Raw genomic sequence first — 25,212 nt, forward strand, 5'->3', positions numbered from 1 at the left:
CGTTACGTCCGCATACTCGTCGATCACCTTGGAAGGCTGTCGGCACCGGAGCCGGCCAGCCAGATCCCGCCCCACACGCTGGAGGGGCGGTCCGGCCGGACCGCCCCTGATCCACGACCGGACCACTACACTCCCGACGACGCCTTTGACCAGGCCAGATAGCGAAACGCTGCTGGAGTACTAGTGGGTTCCACCGACGCCAAGGTTCCGGCTGCCGCACTCGGCAGCCGGAGCCTTCGTCTTGGCCGGCCGGGCCCGGACCGGGAGCTCGTCCGGCAGCCCGGCGGGTCAGTTGGTGCCGCTTTCACAGCCAGCCCAGTCGCGCCGCCTTGAGGCCCGCCTCGAAGCGGCTGCGGGCACCGAGCTGATCCATGATGGAGGCCATCATGCGGCGGGTGGTGCGCGGTGAGACGTGGAGTTGTTTGGCGGCGGACTCATCCGTGTGTCCTTGGGCGATGCAGGCGAGCAGGGCGCGCTCGCGGTCGGACAGGGTGTGGTGGTGTTCGGTGTCGAGGGGAGTGGACCCTGCCCAGATCTGGTCGAAAAGCGCGAGCAAGGGGGCCAGCAGGGCCGGGTCGGACAGGCACAGGGCGCCTCTGCGGGTGTTCCCCGGGTCGATGGGGATCAGCGCCGACGCCCCGTCGACGAGGACCATCCGTGGCGGCAGGCTCGCCGCGGTGCGGAACTCGCCGCGCTGTTCGGTCAGCCACCGCGCGTAGTCCAGGGTCGCGGCGTCGTCGCGGACCCCATCCAGACCGATCGTACGGATCGTCACCCCGCGCCCGAGGGCGTGTCCGTCGTTGAGTCGTGCTGCCTGCAGGGCCGCCACCGACTGGGGTCCGCCGGGCATGAACGTCAGCACTTCGCGGGCCGCGTCGTGGGACAGTTCCCGGAGCCGTCGCTGCACCGCATCCATGCCCTCCAGCCGCTCGATGCCGCTGCCGCGGGAGGAGTGGGCCCCCGTACCGGAGAGCATGCGGATGAACGAGGTGTGACTGTCGGCTATCTGCCGCTGCCGCTCGATCAGTTCGTCGTGCTGCCGGGCCAGTATCTGCTGGATGCCCACGGCCGGCTCGACCGCCAGGAAGCGGCCGGGCGCCTCGAAGGACTCCTGGATCAGCTGGAGCTCGAACAGTTTGTCCAGGCAGGCGCGGACGCGGTCCGGGGAGGTGGTCAGGCGGGCCGCGATCTCCTCGATTCCCAGGGCGGGGGACTCCAGCATCTCCCGGTAGACCGCCTCGTCCTTCGTCTCCAGGCCGAGCACTGCGAACATGAGTTCCCCTTTCCGGGTGGTAGGTGTCCCGTGCCGGACAGTCTGGGCGTAGGCGTTCAACAGTGAATCAACGTCCATCGGGGGTTGTTTATGTCGCCTGTGGCATAAACCGGCCTGGACGGTTTAGACCGGCCCGAACCGGTTCCCGGGCCCGTGGTCGGCCGATCAGGATGGTGTTCGGCGGGACGGCGTGCAATAGCCGGCCGCCCGATCAGCTCCAGCAGGAGCAGATGCCCTGACCGCTCGCTCAGACAAGGCGCTTCCCATGGCAGTCCGTATCCGCACCCCTGGCCGTCCGGCCGTCCTGGCCACCGCAGCCCGGCAGGCCGCGACCTCTCGGGTGGTGCGGCCGCTGTGATCTGGGACTGACGTACCCCCGACGATGCGACTGACCGTCATCACTCTGGCCGCCACCGGGTCCGGCGCCCGCCAGGTACTCGACGGAGCGCAGGTGGCCGCCGTGCTGTGGGTCGCGGCAACCGCCGAGGACCACTTGGAGCACATCAGCACGCGCTGTGCTCCCGGCCGTCTCCACCTGGGGATCTTCACCACGGCGCTCTCCGAGGCTGCCGCAGAGGCCGCAGCCCTGGGCATCTGCCGACGCGCGCTGGCCATGTCTCCACACCTGCGCGCCTGGAGCGTCCACGCCGTCCGCACCGCGTAGGGCCGGCATCCACCCACCCGTAACAGCCCGGCGGTCACCGGCATGCACGCCGCGCCGGTGTGCCGCCGTACCCCGGACCCGTACCACCCCATCCCATGCAGAGAGGGAATTCCCCATGACCAACCCCTTCGAGGGCGACGACGGCGAGTACCTGGTTCTGACGAACGAGGAGAACCAGCACTCGCTCTGGCCCGCGGGCATCGACGTGCCCGCCGGATGGACCACCGTCCACGGCAAGGACACCAGGGCCGTCTGCCTCGACTACATCGAGCGGACCTGGACCGACATGCGTCCGGCCTCTTTGGCCGCCCTCACCCGCGAGCCGTAGCCCGGTCCTCCCCTTCCCGGTCCTCCCTCCTTCCCGGGCCTTCCCCGGCCTCTTCACGCCCCTTCCCACCGACTCGATCCGCCCGACCCGGAGACCCTCCATGCACGAACAACGGCAGCCGGCCCGTACGGCCCGGCCCCGGCACTACCTGATGTGCCGTCCGACATACTTCGCAGTCGACTACTGCATCAACCCCTGGATGGACCCCGCCAAGCCGGTCGACACCGCGCTGGCCGTCCTCCAGTGGGAGCGGCTGTACGACCTCTACCAGGAGCTCGGCCACACCGTCGAGCTGATCGAGCCGGTCCCCGGCCTGCCCGACATGGTGTACTCCGCGAACGGCGCCACCGTCCACGACGACCGCGTCCTGGTGGCCAACTTCCGGTACGCACAGCGGGCCGCCGAGGCTCCCGCCTACCGCGCATGGTTCGAGAAGGCCGGCCACACCGAGGTGAAGGCCGCCGAGCACACCAACGAGGGTGAGGGCGACTACCTGGTGGTTGGTGGCCGAGTGCTGGCCGGCACGGGCTTCCGCACCGACCCCGCCGCGCACGCCGAGGCCCGGGAGCTGTTCGGCGTCCCCGTCATCAGCCTGACGCTCGTCGACCCGCGCTTCTACCACCTCGACACCGCGCTCGCCGTCCTCGACGACGACGAGATCATGTACTACCCGGCCGCCTTCTCGGAGGACAGCCGGCGGACGCTGCGGGAACTGTTCCCCGACGCGATCCTCGCCGACGAGGCGGACGCCGAGGTGTTCGGCCTGAACGCGGTCTCCGACGGGCTCAACGTCCTCCTGCCGCAGGCCGCGACGGGCCTCGCCGACAAGCTCGCCGCCCGCGGCTTCCGGCCCGTGGGCGTCGACCTGTCCGAGCTCCTCAAGGGCGGCGGCAGCGTCAAGTGCTGCACCCTGGAGATCCGCCACCGCGCCACGGGAGGCCACCGGTGACCGCCCGCTGGATCGTCGAGCGCGGCGCACCCGCCACACTCGTGGCCCCCCACCCGGCCGGTGTCGAGGAGGCGCTCGCCTGGCTGGAGTCCGCGCACACCGAACTGCGCGCCGGTCTGTGGGCGCACGGAGCCGTGTACGTACGCGGCCTGCCCGTGCACAGCGTGGAGACCTTCGCGCGGGTCCGGGACGTACTCATACCGCAGCGCACCCCCTACCGCGAGAAGGCCACGCCCCGCAGCGACTTCGGCGGCGACGTCTACTCCTCCACGGACCTGCCGGCCGCCCAGCCGATCAGGATGCACAACGAGAACAGCTACACCCTCACCTTCCCCGGGCTGCTGCTCTTCGGCTGCCTCACCGCACCCGAGCAGGGCGGCGCGACCCCCGTCGCCGACTGCCGGAGCGTGCTGCGCAACCTCCCCCCGCATCTGGTGGAGCGGATGCGGGCCCACGGCTGGCTGCTCAGGCGCACCTACTCCGACCACCTCTCGCTGGACTGGCGGTCCGCGTTCGCCACCGACTCCCCGGCGGAGGTGGAGCGCTACTGCGCCGAGAACCTCATCTCCTGCTCCTGGGACGAGGACGGCAACCTCCGCACCCGCCAGCTGCGCCCCGGCACCGTCCACCACCCGGAGACCAGCGAGGAGGTGTGGTTCAACCACCTGGCCTTCTGGAACGAGTGGTCGCTGGACGAGGAGGTCCGCGAGACCCTCGTGGACGAGCTCGGCCACGACGGCCTGCCGTTCAACACGGGCTTCGGCGACGGCCTGCCCTTCACCCGGGAGGAGCTCGACACCGTCAACGCCGCCTATGAGGCGGCCACCGTCCGCCGGGCGTGGGAACCGGGCGACCTGCTGCTCGTCGACAACATCCTCAGCGCGCACGGCCGCGACCCCTTCCACGGCGACCGCCGGATCGTGGTCGCCATGGGCGCCCCCGTGGCGCTCGCCGACTGCCGTCCCACCGTCCAGCCCGCCGCCGACACGCCCCGCCCGGCGCCGGAGGCGGTGCCCTCTCATGGCTGATACATGTGAACTCCCCTTCCTCACCGACCTGGTGGACCGGTTCCGGCAGGCCGTCCGGGCCGCGCCCGACCGCACGGCCGTCATCGGGCCGGACTGCTCCCTCACCTTCGCCGAACTCGACGCCCGCACCGCGGACCTCGCCGGCCGCCTCCACGCCCTGGGTATCGGGCCGGGCGACCGGGTCGGAGTGGGCCTGCCCCGAGGCGCGGACTGGGTCGTGGCGCCCCTCGCCGTGTGGCGCGCCGGTGCCGCGTACGTCCCCCTCGACCCGGCCCACCCCGAAGCCCGGCTCACCCGCGTCGCCGCCGACGCCGGGCTGCGCGCACTGGTGACGGACACCGCCGCCGCCTGGTCCACCGGCGTGCCGGTCCTCGCACCCGGCCCGACGGGGACCACCGCGCCGCCGCGCGTGGCACCGGCCGCCCAAGACCCGGCGTACGTCGTCCACACCTCCGGCTCCACCGGCACCCCCAAGGGCGTCGAGGCCTGCCGGGGCGGCGTCGCCGCCCTCGTCGCCGGCCTGGAGCAGCGGGGCGTCTACGCGGACGACCACCGGGTCGTCGCCTGGAACGCGAGCATGTCCTTCGACGCCTCCGTCCAGCAGTGGGTCCGCGTGTGCCGGGGCGACACCCTGGTGGTCCTCGACGACGCGGACCGCACCGACCCCCACCGGCTGGCCGCGCTCCTCGCCGAGCACGGGGTGACCGACCTCGACCTCACCCCCTCCCACTGGGAAGCCCTCGCCCCCCACCTGCTGCCGCAGGCACCCCCCGAGCGGATGCTGCGCCTCCTCATCGGCGGCGAGCCGGTGCCGCCGCGCATGTGGCGCGAGCTCGCCGACGCGTACACCGAGGGCCGGATCGAGGCGTTCAACCTCTACGGGCCCACCGAGACCACCGTCGACGCCACCGCCTGCCGCATCGAGGGCCCGGGCCCGCATCTGGGCAGCCCCCTGCCGCGGGTACGGGCGTACGTCCTCGACGGCGCCCTGCGTCCCGTCCCCGCCGGCACCGCCGGCGAGCTCTACCTGGCGGGGCCCGGCCTGGCCAACGGCTACACCGGCCGGCCCGCGCTCACCGCCGAGCGGTTCGTCGCCGACCCCTTCGCCGCGGACGGCACCCGTATGTACCGCAGCGGCGACGAGGTCCGCCAAGGCGCCGACGGCACCCTGGAGTTCCTCGGCCGCACCGACCGGCAGGTCAAGGTCCGCGGCTTCCGGGTGGAGCTCGGCGAGGTCGAGGCGGCGCTGCGCTCGCACCCCGGCGTCGGCGGCGCGGTGGCGACCGTACGCGAAGGGACCGGCCTCCTCGCCCATTACGTGCCGTCCGACGGCAGCGGCCCCACCCCCGAGGAACTGCGGGAGCACACCGCGGCGGCGCTGCCCGGCTACATGGTCCCGGCCGCGTTCGTCGCCCTGGACGCCCTGCCGATGACCGTCAGCGGCAAGGTCGACGTACGCGCCCTGCCGGCGCCGGACGCCGCGACGGAACGCCCCGGCCCCGGCCCGGGCGGCCTCGACGGTGAGATCGAGGAGCTGATCGCCGGAGTGTGGTCCGAGGTCCTCGGCCGCGACGACATCCACCCCGACGACGACTTCTTCGCCCTCGGAGGCCACTCCCTGGTGGCGCTGCGCGTCGTCTCGCGGCTCAAGAAACGGATCGGTGTGGTCATGCCGACGAAGGACATCTACCGGCACCCGCGCCTGCGCGACCTCGCCGGGCACGCCGAGTCGCTGCGCGCGGGGAGGACGGCATGAACGCCGCACCCGCCACCACGGTGGTCGCCCTGAAACGGACCGAGGGCGCGGAGCGGACGCTGGTGTGCCTCGGCTTCTGCGGCGGCGGCACGGCCGCCTACCACGAGTGGGCCGCGGCCGTGCCCGCCGGCACCGACCTCCTCGCCGTCTGCTACCCCGGCCGCGAGGGGCGTTTCGCCGAGGACTTCGCCGACACCTGGGAGGCCCTCGCCGAGGACGCGGCGGCCGCCGTCCGCGCTGCCACGGCGCCCGGCGTCCCGTACGTCCTCTTCGGGCACAGCATGGGCGGTTGGATGGCGTTCGACGTCACCACCCGGCTCGCCGCGGCGGGCGACCCCCTGCCGGAAACTCTGGTCGTGTCCTCGTGCAACGCCCCCGACCGGGGCCTGACCGCGCGCGACCGGTTCCCCGACCGGCGCGGGACGGACGACGAACTCCTCACCTGGATGAGCACCCACGGGCTGCTGTCCGCGCACGTCCTCGGTGACGAGGACCTGACGGCGATGGCCGTGGAGCTGATGCGCGCCGACATCCGGGTCCGCGACACCTTCACCTATGGCGGGGCGAAGGTCGGCGTCCCCCTCCAGGTCCTCTCCGGTGCCGACGACCCGGTCGTCGGGGACGACACCGGAACCCGCTGGGGCGCCCTCACGACCGCCACCCACCGGCACGACGTGCTGCCCGGCGGCCACTTCTACACCCCCGAGGTCTGGCGGACCCTCCCGGACCGCATCACGGCGCTCCACCCCGCCGCACCCCTGACGAAAGGCGCCCTGAGCGGATGACCGGCGACACCTCACTGACCCGGCACCTCCTCGACGCCGCACACCGGCACCGCGACGCCGTCGCCGTGACCGACGGCGGCACCCACCACACCTACGCCGAACTCGACGCGGCCTCGGCCGAGATCGCCGGCGGACTCGCCGCGCGCGGCATCGGCCCCGGCGACGTCGTAGCCGTCCTCGCCACCCGCTCCTGGGAGCGCTGTGTCGCGCTCCTCGGTGCCTGGCGCGCCGGTGCGGGCGTCCTGTCCGTCGACCCGGGCCTGCCGCCGGCCAGGGCCCGCAGGATCGCGCACGGCGCCGGCTGCGTGCTGGTCCTGCGTGCAGCCGGCCTGCCCTCCGCCACCTGGGACATCCCCGAACACACCATCGGCGAAGTGCGCGGCCCCCGCCGGGACCGGGTCACCGGCGGGCCGGTGTGCTACGTCATCTCCACGTCCGGCTCGACCGGCGAACCCAAGGCCGTGGCAGTGCCCCCGGTCGTCCTCACCGGCCTCGGCCGGTGGCACGTACGCCACTGGCGTCACCACTCCCTGCCGCACACCCTGCACACCACGTCCGTCGGCTTCGACGTCGGCTACGAGGAGATCGTCGCCACCTGGCTGGCCGGAGCGGCCCTGATCGTCGTCGGCGACGAGGAGCGGCAGGACCCCTTCACGCTCGTCGGCATCATCCGCGAGCACGGCGCGGCCCGCGCCCTCCTGCCCGTCGTCGGCCTGCACGGGCTGGCGACGGCGGCTGCCGTCGAGGCAGTGGAACTGCCCACCCTCCGCGAGATCCTGGTGAGCGGCGAACCACTGGTCGTCAACGACGAGGTCCGCACGCTGTGCGCCCGCGGCGCCATCGACCTGGTGAACCAGTACGGGCCCAGCGAGACCCACGTCGTCACCCAGCACCGGCTGCCCGGCGCCCCCGCCTCCTGGCCCGACCGCCCGCCCATCGGCACCCCCGTCGCCGGCGCGGAACCGCTGCGCCTGGACGACGGCCTGCTGCGGCCGTTCGAGCCCGGCGAGGAGGGCGAACTCGTCATCGCCGGTGACTGCGTGGCCCTGGGCTACCTCGGCGACGACGACCTGACGGCACGGAAGTTCCGAACGGCAGCGCACCGCGACGGCGGAACCCGCCGCTGCTACCTCACCGGCGACCTGGTGCGCTTCGACGGCACCGCCTTCCACTTCCTCGCCCGCGTCGACGACCAGCTCAAGGTCAACGGGTACCGGGTGGAGCCCGGCGAGGTGGAGGCCGTCCTCGGCGGCGTCCCCGGCGTCCGCCGGGCGGCTGTCGTCGGCGTGAAGGTCGCCGCCTCGACCCAGCTGGCCGCCGCCTACCTGAGAGAGACCGGCTCGGACGTCGGCACCGACGACCTGATCCGCGCCTGCGCCGCCCAACTCCCCGCCTACATGGTGCCGAAGCGGTTCACCGCGCTCGACGCCCTGCCCGTCACCCCCAACGGCAAGATCGACCGGGCCAGGCTCCGGGACATGGTCTGACGCCATCTCACCGGCCCCTCACCCATCGCGTCACGAAGACAGGAAACGGATCATTGTGGCAACGCCCCTGACGCCCCGGGAAGCCATCCTGTGCGGCCTGCTCGCCGACCTGTTCGGCGTCCCCCGGGTCAGCCCCGGCGACAGTTTCGTACGGCTGGGCGGCGACAGCATCATCGCCGTACAACTCGTCGGCGCCGCCCGCAAGGCAGGCCTGCGCATCGGCGTCCGCGACGTCCTCACCCAGCCCGACGTGGCCGCACTGGCGGCCGTGTCCACGGCCGCCACCACGACCGGCGCCGATCCCGGCGACGGCGACGGGGCCGGTCCGTTGCCGCCGACACCGATCATGCACTGGCTGCGCGAGCGCGGCGGCCCCGCCGACCACTACCACCAGTACGTCGTCGTCCGCACCCCCGCCGGACTCACCCACGACAGGGCGCTGACGATGATCCAGGCCCTGCTCGACCGCCACGACGCGCTGCGGCTGCGCCGCACGGCACCCGGCGGCGCCCTCACCGACCACCTGGTGATCCAGCCCGCCGGCGCCGTGCGTGCCGGGTCCGCCCTCACCCGGGTGAGCACCGAAGGCCTCGGCCCGTCGGACACCGCCCGGCTCGTCCGGCGCGAGGTCGAAGCGGCCAGGGACCGGCTCTCGCTCGGCGACGGCACCGTACTCCAGGCCGTCTGGTTCGACGCCGGCCGCGACCGGCCCGGCCGCCTCGCCGTGGTGATCAACCACATGGTCGTCGACGGCGTATCCTGGCGCGTTCTGACCGGCGACCTCGCCACCGCCTGGGAGGCCGTGTCCGCCGGCCGCCCGCCACGGCTCGACCCCGTGCCCACCTCCTTCCGCCGCTGGGCCGGACTGCTCGCGGCCGAAGCGTCCGCCCTGCGCCGGGCCGCCGAACTCCCGCACTGGGCCGGCACCCTCCGGCCCGGCACCCTCCGCCTCGCCGACCGCCCGCTCGACCCCGGGCAGGACCTGGAGGAACGGGCCGGCCACCATGCCGTCACCCTGCCCGCCGACATCACCGGCCCCCTGCTGACGCAGGCGCCCGAGCGGCTCAACGCCGACGTCAACGAGATCCTCCTGACCGGCCTCGCCCTCGCCCTCGCCGAACACCGCCACCACCACGCGCCCGGTGGCGCGTCCGGCGTCCTCGTCGACCTCGAGGGCCACGGCCGGGAGGAGCTCTTCGAGGACGCCGACGTCTCCCGCACCGTCGGCTGGTTCACCACCATCTTCCCCGTCCGCCTCGACCTCGGCCGGTTCGACGCGCACGACGTCCGCGCCGGCGGCCCCACCGTCGGGGCGGCCCTGGCACGCGTCAAGGAACACCTGCGCGGCATCCCCGACAAGGGCATCGGCTACGGCCTGCTGCGCCACCTCCACCCGGCCGCGGGCCCGGCACCGGCCGGCCCGGACGCCGCCGAGATCGGCTTCAACTACCTCGGGCGTTTCACCGGCGACCGGGACCGCGACTGGCACATCCTGCCCGAGTACGGCGCCCGCCTGGACTCCGTCACCCCCGGTATGCCCATGGCCCACGTCGTGGAGATCGGCGCCATCACCCTGGACTCCCCGGACGGGACGGTCCTGCGGGCCGACTGGACCTGGGCCGCGGGAGCCATCGGCGAGGCGGTGGTCCACGGGCTGGCCGAGTCCTGGTTCCGCATGCTCACCGCCCTCGTCACCCGTGCCCGCCGCCCGGACGCCGGCGGGCCGACGCCCTCCGATGTCGCCCTGTCCTCGATCGGCCAGGACGAGATCGACGACCTCGAAGCCGCACTGGAAGCCTTCTGATGAGTGGGAAAGCCATGAAGAACACACAGTCGGTCGTCGAGGACATCCTGCCGCTCACGCCCCTGCAGGAAGGCATGCTCTTCCACTCGCGGTACGAGCACGACGCCCACGGCCTCTACATCGCCCAGTTCACCGTCGACCTCCGCGGCCCCCTCGACACGGCCCGGCTGAAGGCATCCGCCGACGCCGTCGTACGCCGCCACGCCAACCTCCGGGCCACCTTCACCGAACGCCGCACCGGCGAGCCGATCCAGGTCGTCCGCAGGGACGCACCCCTGGCCTGGCAGGACATCGACCTCACCTACCTCGCCCCCGACGCGGCCGAGGCCCGCGCCGTGGACCTCACGGACGCGGACTGGGCCCGCGGCGTCGACATCCGGCGCCCACCGCTGCTCCGCTTCACCGCACTCGCCCTCGGCCCGGCACGCCACCGCCTCATCGTGACGGCGCATCACATCATCCTGGACGGATGGTCGTTCGCCCTCCTCTTCCGCGAGCTGTTCACCCTCTACGGGCAGCACGGCGAGGCCACCGCACTGCCGCCCGTCCACCCCTACCGCGACTACCTGGCCTGGCTGGGCCGGCGCGACCGGCCCACCGCAGAGCGCGCCTGGCGGGCCGTACTGGACGGCGTCGGCGAACCCACCTACCTCGCCCCCGCCGGCCCGGCCCCGGCCGGCGGCACCTGCGAGGACGTCACCGTCCGCCTCACCGAGGAGGCCACGGCGGCCCTCGCCGAACAGGCCCGCCGGCAGGGCCTGCTGCTCAACTCCGTCGTCCAGGGCGCCTGGGCCGTGATCCTCGGCGGCGTCACCGGACGGGACGACGTCGTCTTCGGCTGCACCGTCGGCGGCCGCCCCGCCGACCTCCCCGGCGCCGACACCATGATCGGCATGCTCATCAACACCGTGCCGGTCCGGGCGCGGCTCGACCCCCGGGCGTCCCTGACCGCGCTGTGCGAACGCGTCCAGCACCAGCGCGCCGCGCTCATGGACCACGACCACCTCGGGCTCACCGACATCCAGCACCTCGCCGGATCGTCGCAGGCGCTGTTCGACACCAACATCGTCTTCGACAACTTCCCGATGAACGACTACGCGCTCGACCTGCCGGGCACCCCCGACGTGGACATCGCCTTCCGCGACACCACGCACTTCCCGCTCACCCTCGTCGTCGAACCCGGCACCCGGCTCGAACTGCGCCTGAGCCACCGCCCCGAACTGCTCGACCGCCCCCTCGCCGAGGCCCTCGCCGCCCGGCTGACCCGGCTGCTCCACCAGTGGACCACCGCCCCGGACACCACCCTCGGCGCCCTCGACACCCTCGGCCCGGCGGAGCGCCGGCAGGTCCTCCACGACTGGAACGCCACCACCCGGCCCCTCCCGCACACCACCCTCCCCGAGCTGCTCACCGCCCAGGCCACCCGCACCCCCGACGCCCCGGCCGTCCTCTTCCGCGACGAGCGGCTGACCTACCGCCGGCTGGAGGAGCGCGCCAACCGGCTCGCCCACCGCCTCGTCGCCCTCGGCATCGGCCCCGAGGACACCGTCGCCGTCGCGGTGCCGCGCTCCGCCGACCTCGTTGTCGCCCTGCACGCCGTGGTCAAGGCCGGCGCCGCCTACCTGCCCGTCGACCTCGGCCAGCCCCCGCGCCGCACCGAAGCACTCCTCGACGACGCGGCACCCGCCCTGCTGCTCACCACCACTGGGACCGCCGGGCACCTGCCGCCCACAGCCGTGCCCGTCCTCGCGCTCGACACCCCCGACACCGGCGTGCCCGCGCACCCGCCCACCACCGCGCTCACCCCCGGCCACCCGGCCTACGTCATCTTCACGTCCGGCTCCACCGGCCGCCCCAAGGGCGTCCAAGTCACCCACGCAGGCATCGTCAACCGCCTGCTGTGGATGCAGGAGGAATACGGGCTGACCGCCGAGGACCGCGTCCTGCAGAAGACACCGTGCGGCTTCGACGTCTCGGTGTGGGAGTTCTTCTGGCCCCTGATCACCGGGGCCGCGCTCGTCGTCGCCGAGCCGGACGGTCACAAGGACCCCGTCTACCTCGCCGACCTCATCCGCCGCGAATCCGTCACCACCGCCCACTTCGTCCCCTCGATGCTCAGCGTCTTCCTCCAGGAACCGGCCGCCCGCGCCACCGCGAGCACGCTCCGCCGGATCGTGTGCAGCGGCGAAGCACTCCCGCCCGAAACCCGGACGGCCTTCTTCGACACGCTCGACGGCGTGGAGCTCCACAACCTCTACGGGCCCACGGAGACCGCCGTCGACGTGACCCTGTGGCCCTGCCGCCCCGATCCGGCGACGACGACCGTTCCCATCGGCCGTCCCGCCGCCAACACCCGCGTCTACGTCCTCGACGGCCGCCTGCGGCCGGTCGCCCCCGGCACCACCGGCGAACTCTATGTGACCGGCGTCCAGCTGGCCCGCGGCTACATCGGCCGGCCGGCCCTGACGGCGGAACGGTTCGTCGCCTGCCCCTTCGAACCCGGCGCCCGCATGTACCGCACCGGCGACCTCGTCCGCTGGACCGGCCACGGCACCCTGGAATACCTCGGCCGTGCCGACGACCAGGTGAAGATCCGGGGATTCCGCGTCGAACCCGGCGAGGTGGAGACCGCGGCCGCCCGCTGCGGCGCCGTCGGACAGGCCGCCGCCGTGGTCCGTGAGGACCGGCCGGGCGACCGCCGCCTGGTCCTCTACACCGTGCCCGCACCCGGCGCCGAACTCCGGCCCACCCGGCTGAGGGAGGAACTGGCCGGGACGCTGCCGGAACACATGGTGCCGTCCGCCGTGGTCGTCCTGAACGCCCTGCCCGTGACCGCCAACGGCAAGCTGGACCGCAAGGCCCTGCCCGCCCCCGAGTACGGCACCGGACGCATCGGCCGCAAGCCCCGCCCGGGACGGGAGGAGATCCTCGCAGGACTCTTCGCCGCCGTGCTGGGACTGCCCGAGGCGGGTGCCGAGGACGACTTCTTCGCCCTGGGCGGTGATTCCCTCCTCGCCATGCGGCTCGTCGCCAGGGTCCGTACCGCCCTCGGTGTGGAACTCGGCATCCGCCAGGTGTTCGCGACCCCGACCGTCGCCGGTCTGGCGGCCTGCCTGGACCGCTTCGCCCCGGCACGGCCGGCCCTGCGGACCATGGACCGCCCGGACGTCCTGCCGCTGTCGTTCGCCCAGCGGCGTCTGTGGTTCCTGAGCCGGTCGGGACAAGGCGCCGGCTACAACTGCCCGTTCGCCCTGCGGCTGCGCGGACCGCTGGACCGGGACGCCCTCGCCGCCGCCCTGGCAGACGTCGCCGGCCGGCACGAGGCCCTGCGCACGGTCTTCCCCGAGGCCGACGGCAAGCCGTGCCAGCGGATCCTGCCGGCGGACGCCCCAGGCGTGGAGCTGGACATCGTGGAGGCCGGGGACGGCGACCCGGGCGGGATCCTGGAGCGGCTGGTGAACGAAGAGTTCGACCTCGCGCACCGGCCTCCGGTGCGGGCCACGCTCCTCGCGCTGGGCGAGGACGAGCACGTGCTGGCCCTGGTGGTCCACCACATCGCGCTCGACGGCTGGTCGTGGCGGCCGCTCTTCGACGACCTGGCACGGGGGTACGCAGCCCGCAAGGCCGGAGACGGTCCGCTGCGGGAGTCGCTGCCGGTGCAGTACGCGGACTACACCCTCTGGCAGCGTGAGCTGCTGGGGGAGGAGAGCGATCCGGACAGCGTCGTCGCGCGGCAGCTGGACTTCTGGCGGAAGGAACTCGCGGGGGCTCCTGCCGAGCTGGCCCTGCCGTTCGACCGGCCGCGTCCGGCAGTGGCCGGTTATGCGGGCGGTTCGGTCCCGGTGGAGCTGGATGCCGCGCTGCACGCCAGGCTGCTGGAGCTGGCACGCTCGCGGGGCTGCACCTTGTTCATGGTGCTTCAGGCGGGTCTGGCGGTGTTGTTGTCGCGTCTGGGAGCGGGTACGGACCTCCCGATCGGCACACCGGTCGCCGGTCGTTCGGATGAGGCCCTGGACGGTCTGGTGGGCTTCTTCGTCAACACCCTGGTCCTGCGGACGGACGTCTCCGGTGACCCCAGCTTCGTGGAGCTGCTGTCCCGCGTCCGGGAGGCGGACCTGGCGGCCTACGAGCACCAGGACGTGCCCTTCGAACGCGTCGTGGAGGCCCTCAACCCCGACCGCTCCCTCGCCCGCCACCCCCTCTTCCAGGTCATGTTCCAGCTCCTGGAGACCACCGACACCCTGGAACTCGCCGATCTCGACGTCCACGACGAGCCTCTTCGGTTCGACACGGCACAGTTCGACCTGACCGTCGAGGTCCGGGAGTGGCGGGACGCCGAGGGCGGTCCCGCCGGGATCAGCGGTGCGCTGGAGTACGCGGCGGACCTCTTCGATCCGGAGACCGCCGAGAACCTGGCCGCGACTCTGCCCCGGGTGCTGGAGCAGCTGGCGGCCGAGCCCCTGCGTCCGGTCGGACGGGTGGAGCTGATGACCGCCGGGGAACGCGAGCGCATCCTTGTGGACTGGAACGACACGGCTCTCACCACGCCCGAGGCCACGTTCCCGCAATTGTTCGAGGACCGGGTCGTGCGGACACCGGACGCGACGGCGGTGGTGCACGGCGACACCGCGCTGACCTTTGCCGAGCTCAACGCGCGGGCCAACCGCCTGGCCCACGCCCTGGCCCGGCACGGCGCGGGCCCCGAAAGCCTGGTCGCGCTGGCGCTGCCCAGGTCCGAGCAGTCGGTGGTGGCGCTGCTCGCCGTCCTGAAGACCGGAGCGGCATCCGTCCCGATCGATCTGGAGTACCCGGCCGAACGCATCACCCTGCTGCTGGCGGACACAGCCCCCGCAGTCGTCGTCACGGACTCCGCCACCGCCGGAACCCTGCCGATGGCCGGCGACGCCCACCTGGTGCTGATCGACGACCCGGCGACGGCACAACACCCCCACGGGAACCTCGGCGCCGACGTTCTGCCTTCCCACGCCGCGTACGTCATCCACACGTCCGGCTCCACCGGCCGGCCCAAGGGCGTCGTCGTCGACCACGCCGGGCTGCGCAACCTCTACGCCTTCCACCGCGCCGGTCTCATGACCCACGCCGAGGAAGCACAGGGGAGGACCCGGCCGATGCGGGTGGCGCTGACGGCCTCGCTGTCCTTCGATACGTCGTGGGAAGGGCTGCTGTGGATGGTTGCCGGCCATGAGCTGCACGTCATCGGCGATGACATCCGCCGTGACGCGGGCGCCATGGCACGGCACATCACCGAGGCCGGCATCGACGTGCTCGACATCACGCCCACGTATGCCGAACAGCTCATCGAAGAAGGCATGCTGGCCGACCACCAGCACCGCCCCCAGGTCGTCCAGCTCGGCGGCGAGGCCACCGGCGCGGCGCTCTGGGCGAAGGTCCGGGAAGCCGACGGCATCATCGGCGTCAACATCTACGGCCCGACCGAGTACACGATCGATGCCCTGTGGCTGGACCTGGCGGACAGCGATCACCCGCTGGTCGGCCGCCCCCTGGCCAACACCCGGGCTTACGTCCTGGACGAGGTGCTGCGGCCCGTCCCACCGGGCGTCGCCGGCGAGCTCTACCTCGCCGGCGCCGGACTGGCCCGCGGCTACCTCCACCGGTCGGCGCTGACGGCGGAGCGGTTCGTGGCGTGCCCGTTCGGCGCGGGGGAGCGGATGTACCGCACGGGCGACCTGGCGCGCTGGAACCGCGACGGTGCCCTGGAGTTCCTCGGGCGTGCCGACGAGCAGGTGAAGATCCGTGGGTTCCGTGTGGAGCCGGGTGAGATCGAGGCGGCGCTGGCCCGTGTCCCGGGGGTGACACAGGCGGCGGTGACGGTCCGCGAGGACGGCCCCGGCGGGAAGCGGCTGGCGGCGTACGTCGTGCCCATGGCCGGCCGCACGCTCGAAGCGGCCGCTCTGCGGCGGGAACTGGCGTCGGTCCTGCCGGAGCACATGGTGCCGTCGGCGTTCATGACGCTGGAGTCCTTCCCGCTGACACCGAACGGGAAGCTCGACCGCAAGGCCCTGCCGTCCCCGGACCGCACGGCGCCGGCCTCCCGCGCGCCGCGCACACCACGGGAGGAGATCCTGACCGGCCTCTTCGCCGAGGTCCTGGGCGTGGCCGAAGCGGGAGCCGAGGACGGCTTCTTCGACCTGGGCGGGCATTCGCTCCTCGCGACCCGGCTCATCTCCCGGGCCCGTACCGCCCTCGGCGTCGAACTCGGCATCCGCGACCTCTTCCGGGCGCAGACACCGGCCGCGCTCGCCGCGCTGGCCGGCGACGCCGGAAGCGCCCGGCCGCCGCTGGTGCGCGGGCAGCACACGGACCACCCGCCGCTGTCCTACGCCCAGCATCGCCTGTGGTTCGTCCACCAGGCCGAGGAACAAGCCGCCACCTACAACATGCCCTTTGCCGTCCGGCTCCAGGGCACCCTGGACAGCACCGCCCTCGCCGAGGCCCTGGCCGATGTCGTCGCCCGGCACGAGACGCTGCGCACCCTGTTCCCCGATGTTGACGGCCGCCCGGCCCTGCGTGTCCTGCCCCCGGCCGAGGCCCGCCCCGAGCTGACGGCCGAGGACGTCACCGAGCCCGAACTGGACCGGGCCATCACGTCCCTGACGGCCCACCACTTCGACCTGGCGGCCGAACCACCCCTCCAGGCACGGCTCTTCCGCCTCGCTCCCGACGAGCACGTCCTGCTCCTGGTGATGCACCACATCGCCTCCGACGGCATGTCCATGGAACCCCTGCTGCGGGACCTGGCGCGGGCGTACGAGGACCGTCGGCAGGGGAACCGCCCGGAGTGGGAGCCGCTGCCTGTGCGGTACGCGGACTACACCCTCTGGCAGCGTGAGCTGCTGGGGGAGGAGAGCGATCCGGACAGCGTCGTCGCGCGGCAGCTGGACTTCTGGCGGAAGGAGCTCGCGGGGGCTCCTGCCGAGCTGGCCCTGCCGTTCGACCGGCCGCGTCCCGCGGTGGCGAGTCATGCGGGCGGTTCGGTCCCGGTGCGGCTGAGTCCCGAGCTGCACGCCCGCTTGTCGGAGCTGGCGCGGACAAGCGGTTGCACGTTGTTCATGGTGCTTCAGGCGGGTCTGGCGGTGTTGTTGTCGCGTCTGGGGGCGGGTACGGACCTTCCGATCGGCACACCGGTCGCTGGGCGTGCGGATGAGGCTCTGGACGGTCTGGTGGGTTTCTTCGTCAACACCCTGGTGCTGCGCACGGACGTCTCCGGTGATCCCAGTTTCGTGGAGTTGCTGTCCCGCGTCCGGGAGGCGGACCTGGCGGCGTACGAGCACCAGGACGTGCCCTTCGAACGCGTCGTGGAGGCCCTCAACCCCGACCGCTCCCTCGCCCGCCACCCCCTCTTCCAGGTCATGCTCCAACTCCAGAACACACCCGCCGACAGCCTGGATCTGCCCGGTCTCACCACCGAGCACCGGCCGGTTCCCTTCGGCATCGCCAAGTTCGACATCACCCTCGACATGGCGGAGCGGCACAGCGCCGACGGGACACCGGACGGCCTGCACGGCGAACTTACCTACGCGACAGAGCTGTTCACCGCCGAAACCGCCAAGCACGTGGCCACCGACCTCGAAGCGTTGTTCGGCATCGTCACTGCCGACCCGGACCGGCCGTTCAGCGCCCTCCCCGGATTGCCCGCCCGGCGCCGGGCTGTCCGCCGCACTGCCGAAGAGACACCCACCGCACCCACCGCATCCACCGGAGAACCCATGGCCGGCGGGGCGACGGAGCAGGCGCTGTGTGCGCTCTTCGCCGAAGTCCTGGAAGTCGACTCCGTCGGCCCGGACGACAACTTCTTCGCCCTGGGCGGCCACTCCCTCCAAGTGACCAGGCTCATCAGCCGGGTCCGGGCGGAGCTCGGCCTGGAACTGCGCATCCGCCAGGTCTTCCAGCACCCCACCCCGGCCGGCGTCGCCGCCGGCCTGACCACCGCACCGAAGGCGCGCCCCGCGCTGCGCCGCTCGGCCCACTGATCCGCTGCTCCGCCGAGTGCGCGCTTCCCAAGGAGATCTCTTGTTCCCCGTTTCCTTCGCCCAGCGCCGGCTGTGGTTCCTCAACCGCATGGCCGAGACGGGCGCCGCCTACAACTGCCCGCTGGCGGTCCGCCTGCGCGGCCCCCTGGACCGAGCGGCCCTCGCCGCCGCGCTGGAGGACATCGCCGGCCGCCACGAACTGCTGCGGACGGTCTTCCCCGCATCCGACGGCGAGCCCGTGCAGCACGTCCTCGACCGGCACCCCCGGCTGACGACCGTGGCAACCACCGAAGACCAACTGCCCGACGCCCTCGCAGAGGCCGCGGGCCACGTCTTCGACCTCACCGTCGAGCTGCCCGTACGTGCCGAGCTCTTCGCCCTCGCGCCCGACGAGCACGTGCTCTCCCTCGTCGTCCACCACATCGCCTGCGACGGCTGGTCGTGGGCGCCCCTGCTGGGCGACCTCTCGCACGCGTACGCAGCACGCTGCACCGGCACCGCCCCGCTGTGGGAGCCGCTGCCCGTCCGCTACGTCGACTACACCCTGTGGCAGCGCGAACTGCTCGGCGCGGAGGACGACCCGGACAGCCCGCTCGCCCAGCAGCTCCGCTTCTGGCAGGAAGAACTGGCCGGCATCCCCGCCGAGCTCTCCCTCCCCTTCGACCGGCCGCGTCCGGCAGTGGCCGGTTATGCGGGCGGCTCGGTCCCGGTGGAACTGGATGCGGTCCTGCACGCCCGCTTGGCGGACCTCGCACAGTCGAACGGTTGCACGTTGTTCATGGTGCTTCAGGCGGGTCTGGCGGTGTTGTTGTCGCGTCTGGGGGCGGGTACGGATCTTCCGATCGGCACACCGGTCGCCGGTCGTGCGGATGAGGCTCTGGACGGTCTGGTGGGTTTCTTCGTCAACACTCTGGTGTTGCGGACGGATGTCTCCGGCGACCCGAGTTTCACCGACCTGCTGTCCCGGGTACGGGAGGCGGATCTGGCGGCGTACGAGCACCAGGACGTGCCCTTCGAACGCGTCGTGGAGGCCCTTAACCCTGACCGCTCCCTCGCCCGCCACCCCCTCTTCCAGGTCATGATGACGCTGGAGAACGGCTCCGGTACGGCCCTGAGCCTGCCCGGCGTCGCAACCGAGGAGCAGCCGGTCGGCTGGGACATCGCCAAATTCGACCTGACCGCCGACTTCCAGGAACGGCGGGACAGCGAAGACAGGCCGGCCGGGATCAGCGGCTGGCTCGAGTACGCGACAGACCTCTTCGACCCGGAGACCGCCGGCAGCATGGCCGCGAGCCTCACCCGGGTGCTGCGGCAGCTGGCGGCCGACCCCTCCCGCCCGGTGGGCGAGGCGGAGCCGATGTCCGACGAGGACCGCGAGCGGGTGCTGATCGGCTGGAACGACACCGCCCGGCCCGCCCCTGAGGCGATGCTCCCGCAGCTGTTCGAGGACCGGGCCGCGCGGACACCGGACGCGACGGCGGTGGTGCACGGCGACACCGTACTGACCTTTGCCGAGCTCAACACCCGAGCCAACCGCCTGGCCCACGCCCTGGCCGAGCGCGGCGCGGGGCCCGAGAGCATCGTGGCACTGGCGCTGCCCAGATCCGAGGAGTCGGTGGTGGCACTGCTCGCGGTGCTCAAGGCCGGTGCCGCGTTCGTCCCCGTCGACCTGGAGTACCCGGCCGAGCGCATCGCCCTCCTGCTGGAGGACGCGGCCCCCGCGCTCGTCGTCACCGACTCCGCCACCGCCGGCACTCTGCCGGCGGCGGACGGCACCCACCGGGTACTGGTCGACGACCCGGTGACAGCCCGGTTCCCGCACGGCAACCCCGGGCGCGAGGTGCGGCCCGGCAACGCCGCGTACGTCATCCACACCTCCGGCTCCACCGGCCGGCCCAAGGGCGTCGTCACCGACCACGGCGGGCTGCGCAACCTCTACGCCCACCACCGCGCCGGCGTCATCGCCCGTGCCGAGGAGACCCACGGGCCCCGGCCCCTGCGGGTGGCGCTCACGGCCTCGCTGTCCTTCGACACGTCGTGGGAAGGGCTGCTCTGGATGGTCGCCGGGCACGAACTCCACCTCATCGGCGACGACATCCGCCGCGACGCGGGTGCCATGACCCGCCACGTCGCCGACGCCGGCATCGAGGTGCTCGACGTCACGCCGACCTACGCGGATCAGCTCGTCGAGGAGGGCCTGCTGGCCGACCCCCGGCACCGCCCCAAGGTGTTCCTGCTCGGAGGTGAGGCCGCCGGAGCCACCCTGTGGACGCGGGTCCGGGAAGCCGACGGCATGCTCTGCTACAACCTCTACGGTCCGACCGAGTGCTCGGTCGACGCCCTGTGGTGGGACGCCGCCCGCAGCGAACGCCCCCTAGTCGGCCTGCCCCTCGACAACACCCGGGTCTACGTCCTCGACCGCATGCTGCGGCCCGTGGCGCCGGGCGTCGCGGGCGAGCTGTACATCGTGGGCGTGAGCCTGGCCCGCGGCTACCTGGGCCGGCCCGCCCTGACGGCGGAGCGGTTCGTGGCCTGCCCGTTCGCGGTGGGGGAGCGGATGTACCGTACGGGCGACCTCGTCCGCCGGAGGCGCGACGGCGCCCTGGAGTTCCTCGGGCGTGCCGATGACCAGGTGAAGATCCGTGGGTTCCGTGTGGAGCCGGGTGAGATCGAGACGGCACTGGCCGGGCTGCCGGGCGTGGCACAGGCCGCGGTGACGGTCCGCGAGGACGGCCCCGTCGGGAAGCGGCTGGTGGCGTACGTCGTGCCGGTGGCCGGCCGCACGGTCGAGGCCGCCGGACTGCGCCGGGAGCTGGCGGCGACGCTGCCCGACCACATGGTGCCGTCGGCGTTCATGGTGCTGGACTCGTTCCCGGTGACACCGAACGGGAAGCTGGACCGCAAGGCGCTGCCGCGCCCTGACTACGCGGCGGGGGCGGGCTCCCGAGCACCGCGCACGCCGCGCGAGGACATTCTGGCGAGCCTGTTCGCCGAGGCCCTGGGCCTGCCCGAAGTCGGCGTCGAGGACAACTTCTTCGACCTCGGCGGACACTCGCTCCTCGCGACCCGGCTGATCTCCCGCGCCCGGACCGACCTCGGCGTGGAGCTCGGGATCCGCGACCTCTTCCGGACCCCGACCGTCGCGGGCCTGGCGGCCGGTCTGGATCGCTTCGGCCCGGCCCGGCCGCCGCTGCGGGCCGTGGACCGTCCGGCTGTGCTGCCGCTGTCGTTCGCTCAGCGGCGCCTGTGGTTCCTGAGCCGTACGGGGCAGGGGGTCAACTACAACTGCCCGTTCGCCCTGCGGCTGCGCGGACCGCTGGACCGGGGCGCCCTCGCCGCCGCCCTGACGGATGTCACCGGTCGTCACGAGGCCCTGCGCACGGTGTTCCCCGAAGTGGAGGGTGAGCCCTGCCAGCAGGTGCTTGCGGCGGAAGCCGCCGCCGTGGAGCTGGATGTCGTCGACTGCGGGCCCGCCGGTCCGGGCGAGGCTCTGGAGCGTCTGGTGGCGGAGGAGTTCGATCTCGCCCGGCGGCCGCCGGTGCGGGCGACGCTCTTCACGCTGGGCGAGGACGAGCACGTACTGGCCCTGGTGGTCCACCACATCGCGCTCGACGGCTGGTCGTGGGGACCGCTCTTCCGCGACCTGGCGCAGGCGTACGAGGACCGCACGCAGGGGAGGGCTCCGGCGTGGGAGCCGCTGCCGGTGCAGTACGCGGACTACACCCTCTGGCAGCGGGAACTGCTGGGGACGGAGGACGACCCGGACAGTGTCGCGTCCCAGCAACTGGACTTCTGGCGGAAGCACCTCGCCGGCACCCCTGCCGAGCTGGCCCTTCCTTTCGACCGGCCGCGTCCGGCGGTGGCCGGCTATACGGGTGGTTCGGTTCCGGTGGAGCTGGATGCCGCGCTGCATGCCCGGCTGTCGGAGCTGGCGCGGACGAGCGGCTGCACCTTGTTCATGGTGCTTCAGGCGGGTCTGGCGGTGTTGTTGTCGCGTCTGGGGGCGGGTACGGACCTTCCGATCGGCACACCGGTCGCCGGTCGTGCGGATGAGGCTCTGGACGGTCTGGTGGGTTTCTTCGTCAACACTCTGGTGTTGCGGACGGATGTCTCCGGCGACCCGAGTTTCACCGACCTGCTGTCCCGCGTCCGGGAGGCGGATCTGGCGGCGTACGAGCACCAGGACGTGCCCTTCGAACGCGTCGTGGAGGCCCTCAACCCCGACCGCTCCCTCGCCCGCCACCCCCTCTTCCAAGTCATGTTCCAGCTCCAGAAGACCACCGACGACACCCTGTCCCTCACCGGCCTCGACGTCCGCGACGAGCCGTTCGGCTTCGACGTGGCGCAGTTCGACCTGACCATCGACGTCCAGGAGCTGCGGGACGCCGAAGACAGCCCGGCCGGGATCAGCGGTTCCCTCCACTTCGCGGCGGACCTCTTCGACCCGCGGACGGCGGCCGACATCGCCGCGGCCCTCGCACGGGTCCTGGGCGCACTCGCCGCCGACCCGGCCCGGCCGGTGAGTGCGGCGGATCCGCTGTCGCCCGAGGAGCGTGACCGGATGCTGGTGCAGTGGAACGACACCGGGCTGCCCGCACCCCGCGCGACTCTGCCGGAGCTGTTCGAGGCCCAGGCGGCGCGCACACCGCAGGCCACGGCTGTGGTGCACGAGGACTCGGCGCTGACCTTTAGTGAGCTCAACGCCAGGGCGAACCGGCTGGCCCGCCGCATGGTACGGGCCGGGGCGGGGCCCGAGCGGGTGGTGGCGGTGGCGCTGCCCAGGTCCGAGGAGTCGGTGGTGGCGCTGCTCGCCGTCCTCAAGTCCGGCGCCGCCTGCCTGCCCGTCGACACGGGCTACCCGGCGGAACGCATCGCCCTGCTGCTGGAGGACGCCGCCCCTGTGCTCGTCGTCACGGACACGGTGACGGCGGACCGGCTGCCGCTCGGCGACACTCCTCGGCTGCTGGCCGATGCCCCCGCCACTGCCACCGAGTCCGCGGGTGATCTCGGGTGCGAGGTGCGGCCCGGCAACGCCGCGTACGTCATTTACACCTCCGGCTCCACCGGCCGGCCCAAGGGCGTCGTCACCGACCACGCCGGGCTGCGCAACCTCTTCGCCCAGCACCGCGCCGGCGTCATCACCCGTGCCGAGGAGAGGCACGGGGCCCGGCCCATGCGCGTGGCCCTGATGGCCTCGCCGTCCTTCGACGCCGTCTGGGACGAGCTGCTGTGGATGGTCGCCGGCCATGAGCTGCACGTCATCGGCGAGGACGTCCGCCGCGACGTGGGCGCCCTGGTGCGCCGCATCGCCGATGCCCGGATCGACGTCGTCGCTCTCACGCCCACCCACGCCGAAGCGCTCGTCGAGGAGGGCCTGACGGACTGTCCCCCTCGGGTGTTCCGGATCGGTGGCGAGGCCGCCGGCTCCGCCCTGTGGCAGCGGCTGCGGCAGGTGGACGACATGCTCTCCTTCAACTTCTACGGTCCGACCGAGTGCACGGTCTACGCCCTGTGGTGGGACCTGGCGGACAGCACCCGCCCCCTGGTGGGCCGCCCGGTCGCCAACACACAGGTGTACGTCCTGGACGCGGCGCTGCGACCCGTACCGCCCGGCGTCGCGGGCGAGCTGTACATCGCCGGCGCGGGGCTGGCCCGCGGCTACCTGAACCGGCCGGCTCTGACGGCGGAGCGGTTCGTGGCGTGCCCGTTCGCGGCGGGGGAGCGGATGTACCGCACGGGCGATCTGGTGCGGTGGGACCGCGACGGCGCCGTGGAGTTCCTCGGCCGGGCGGACGAGCAGGTGAAGATCCGGGGCTTCCGCATCGAACCGGGTGAGATCGAGGCGGCCCTGGCCCGGATCCCGGACGTGGCCGGGGCCGCGGTGAGCGTCCGCGAGGACGGCCCCGGCGGCAAGCGGCTCGTCGCCCACGTCGTGCCCGCGACCGGCCGCACGCCCGAGGCGGCCGCCCTGCGCCGTGAGCTGGCGTCGCTGCTGCCGGAGCACATGGTGCCGTCGGCGTTCTCCGTCCTGGAAGCCTTTCCGCTGACACCGAACGGCAAGCTGGACCGGGCCGCGCTGCCCCGCCCCGGCCACGCGGCGGGAGCGGGCTCCCGCGCGCCCCGCACCCCCGAGGAAGCGACGCTGACGGGTCTGTTCGCCGAGGTCCTGGGCCTGCCCGAAGTCGGCGTCGACGACAACTTCTTCGCCCTCGGCGGACACTCGCTCCTCGCGAGCCGGCTGATCTCCCGCGCCCGCACCGTACTCGGGGACGGGCTCGGCATCCTGGACCTCTTCCGTGCGCCCACCGCGGCCGGGCTGGCCGCGCGGCTCGCGGCGGACGGCACGCACGACTCGCTCACGCCCCTGGTCCCCCTCCGGGCCGGCGGCGCGAGGCCCCCGCTGTTCTGCGTGCACCCCGGCGCCGGGATCGGCTGGGTGTACTCGGGACTGCCCGGGCACCTCGGCCCCGACCGGCCGGTGTACGCCCTCCAGGCACGGGCGTTGCGCGACCCGGCCGCCCGGCCCGCGAGCGTCGAGGCCATGGCGGAGGACTACGCCGACCTGATCCGTACCGTCCAGCCGGCCGGCCCGTACCACCTCCTCGGCTGGTCGTTCGGCGCGGTCGTCGCGCACGCCGTGGCGGTCCACCTCCAGTCACGGGGAGCAGAGGTCGCCGAACTGGTGATGCTCGACGGCTACCCCGCCGGGGACGGCGCGGAGGAATGCCCCCAGGGGAACGCGCTGGCCGAACTCCTCGCCTCCCTGGGCTGCGCGGTGGCGGACACCCCGATCGACGAAGCCGAGTTCGCCCGGCTGGCCGGTGCCCCGGACGGGCCGCTGGCCGGCCTCGGGACGGATATGATCGCGGCCGTCGGCGAGGCGTTCGTCCACCACGTCACGCTCGCGAACCACCACCGTCCCGGCCGCTTCCACGGCGACGTCGCCTTCTTCACCGCGGCACTCGACGCGGACGCCGACGCCGACGGCCCCGAGTCGTGGCGGCCCTACGTGACGGGTCGCATCGACCGGCACGACCTCGCCTGCGCCCACGGCGACATGATGGCGGAGCAGCCGCTCGCGCGGATCGGCGCGGTCCTCCGGGACGGGCCGGCCCGGTGAAGGGCT

General features: G+C 73.0%; 11 protein-coding genes. 10 read left to right on the top strand and 1 reads right to left on the bottom strand.

The window, feature by feature from the left end; genetic code table 11:
* Nucleotides 1-304: 304 nt before the first annotated feature.
* On the bottom strand, nt 305-1,273 hold the full coding sequence (locus tag D7231_RS33260; RefSeq protein ID WP_120759866.1) for a helix-turn-helix domain-containing protein: 969 nt from the start codon (nt 1,271-1,273) through the stop codon (nt 305-307).
* Between the two features lie 382 nt (nt 1,274-1,655).
* Between D7231_RS33260 and D7231_RS33265 the strand changes: the two genes are divergently transcribed.
* The 10 genes from D7231_RS33265 (at nt 1,656) to D7231_RS33310 (ending at nt 25,206) form a co-directional block, all read left to right on the top strand.
* A complete protein-coding gene (locus D7231_RS33265) occupies nt 1,656-1,937 on the top strand; it encodes a hypothetical protein (protein WP_120759868.1) in 282 nt (93 codons plus the stop codon).
* Between the two features lie 115 nt (nt 1,938-2,052).
* A complete protein-coding gene (locus tag D7231_RS33270; RefSeq protein ID WP_120759870.1) occupies nt 2,053-2,265 on the top strand; it encodes an MbtH family protein in 213 nt (70 codons plus the stop codon).
* Between the two features lie 100 nt (nt 2,266-2,365).
* Nucleotides 2,366-3,214: a dimethylargininase gene (ddaH, locus tag D7231_RS33275; RefSeq protein WP_120759872.1), complete on the top strand. Its 849-nt coding sequence runs from the start codon at nt 2,366-2,368 to the stop codon at nt 3,212-3,214.
* Nucleotides 3,211-4,242: a TauD/TfdA family dioxygenase gene (locus D7231_RS33280; RefSeq protein ID WP_120759874.1), complete on the top strand. Its 1,032-nt coding sequence runs from the start codon at nt 3,211-3,213 to the stop codon at nt 4,240-4,242. The genes ddaH and D7231_RS33280 overlap by 4 nt, the downstream gene beginning before the upstream one ends.
* A complete protein-coding gene (locus D7231_RS33285; protein ID WP_120759876.1) occupies nt 4,235-5,998 on the top strand; it encodes a non-ribosomal peptide synthetase in 1,764 nt (587 codons plus the stop codon). The genes D7231_RS33280 and D7231_RS33285 overlap by 8 nt, the downstream gene beginning before the upstream one ends.
* The gene (locus D7231_RS33290) at nt 5,995-6,783 is read left to right on the top strand and encodes a thioesterase II family protein (RefSeq protein WP_120759879.1); all 789 of its coding nucleotides are present in this window, start codon (nt 5,995-5,997) and stop codon (nt 6,781-6,783) included. The genes D7231_RS33285 and D7231_RS33290 overlap by 4 nt, the downstream gene beginning before the upstream one ends.
* Nucleotides 6,780-8,270, top strand: a complete 1,491-nt coding sequence (locus D7231_RS33295) for an AMP-binding protein (RefSeq protein ID WP_120759881.1) — start codon at nt 6,780-6,782, stop codon at nt 8,268-8,270. The genes D7231_RS33290 and D7231_RS33295 overlap by 4 nt, the downstream gene beginning before the upstream one ends.
* A 55-nt stretch (nt 8,271-8,325) precedes the next feature.
* Nucleotides 8,326-10,074 (top strand): condensation domain-containing protein, encoded by a 1,749-nt coding sequence (locus tag D7231_RS33300; RefSeq protein WP_242000053.1) that lies wholly within the window; start codon nt 8,326-8,328, stop codon nt 10,072-10,074.
* Nucleotides 10,075-10,088: 14 nt separating this feature from the next.
* The gene (locus D7231_RS33305) at nt 10,089-18,086 is read left to right on the top strand and encodes an amino acid adenylation domain-containing protein (RefSeq protein WP_120759885.1); all 7,998 of its coding nucleotides are present in this window, start codon (nt 10,089-10,091) and stop codon (nt 18,084-18,086) included.
* A gap of 40 nt (nt 18,087-18,126) precedes the next feature.
* The gene (locus D7231_RS33310; RefSeq protein ID WP_120759887.1) at nt 18,127-25,206 is read left to right on the top strand and encodes an amino acid adenylation domain-containing protein; all 7,080 of its coding nucleotides are present in this window, start codon (nt 18,127-18,129) and stop codon (nt 25,204-25,206) included.
* Nucleotides 25,207-25,212 lie beyond the last annotated feature (6 nt).

The organism is Streptomyces klenkii, from assembly GCF_003626645.1.
Taxonomy (GTDB): Bacteria; Actinomycetota; Actinomycetes; order Streptomycetales; family Streptomycetaceae; genus Streptomyces; species Streptomyces klenkii.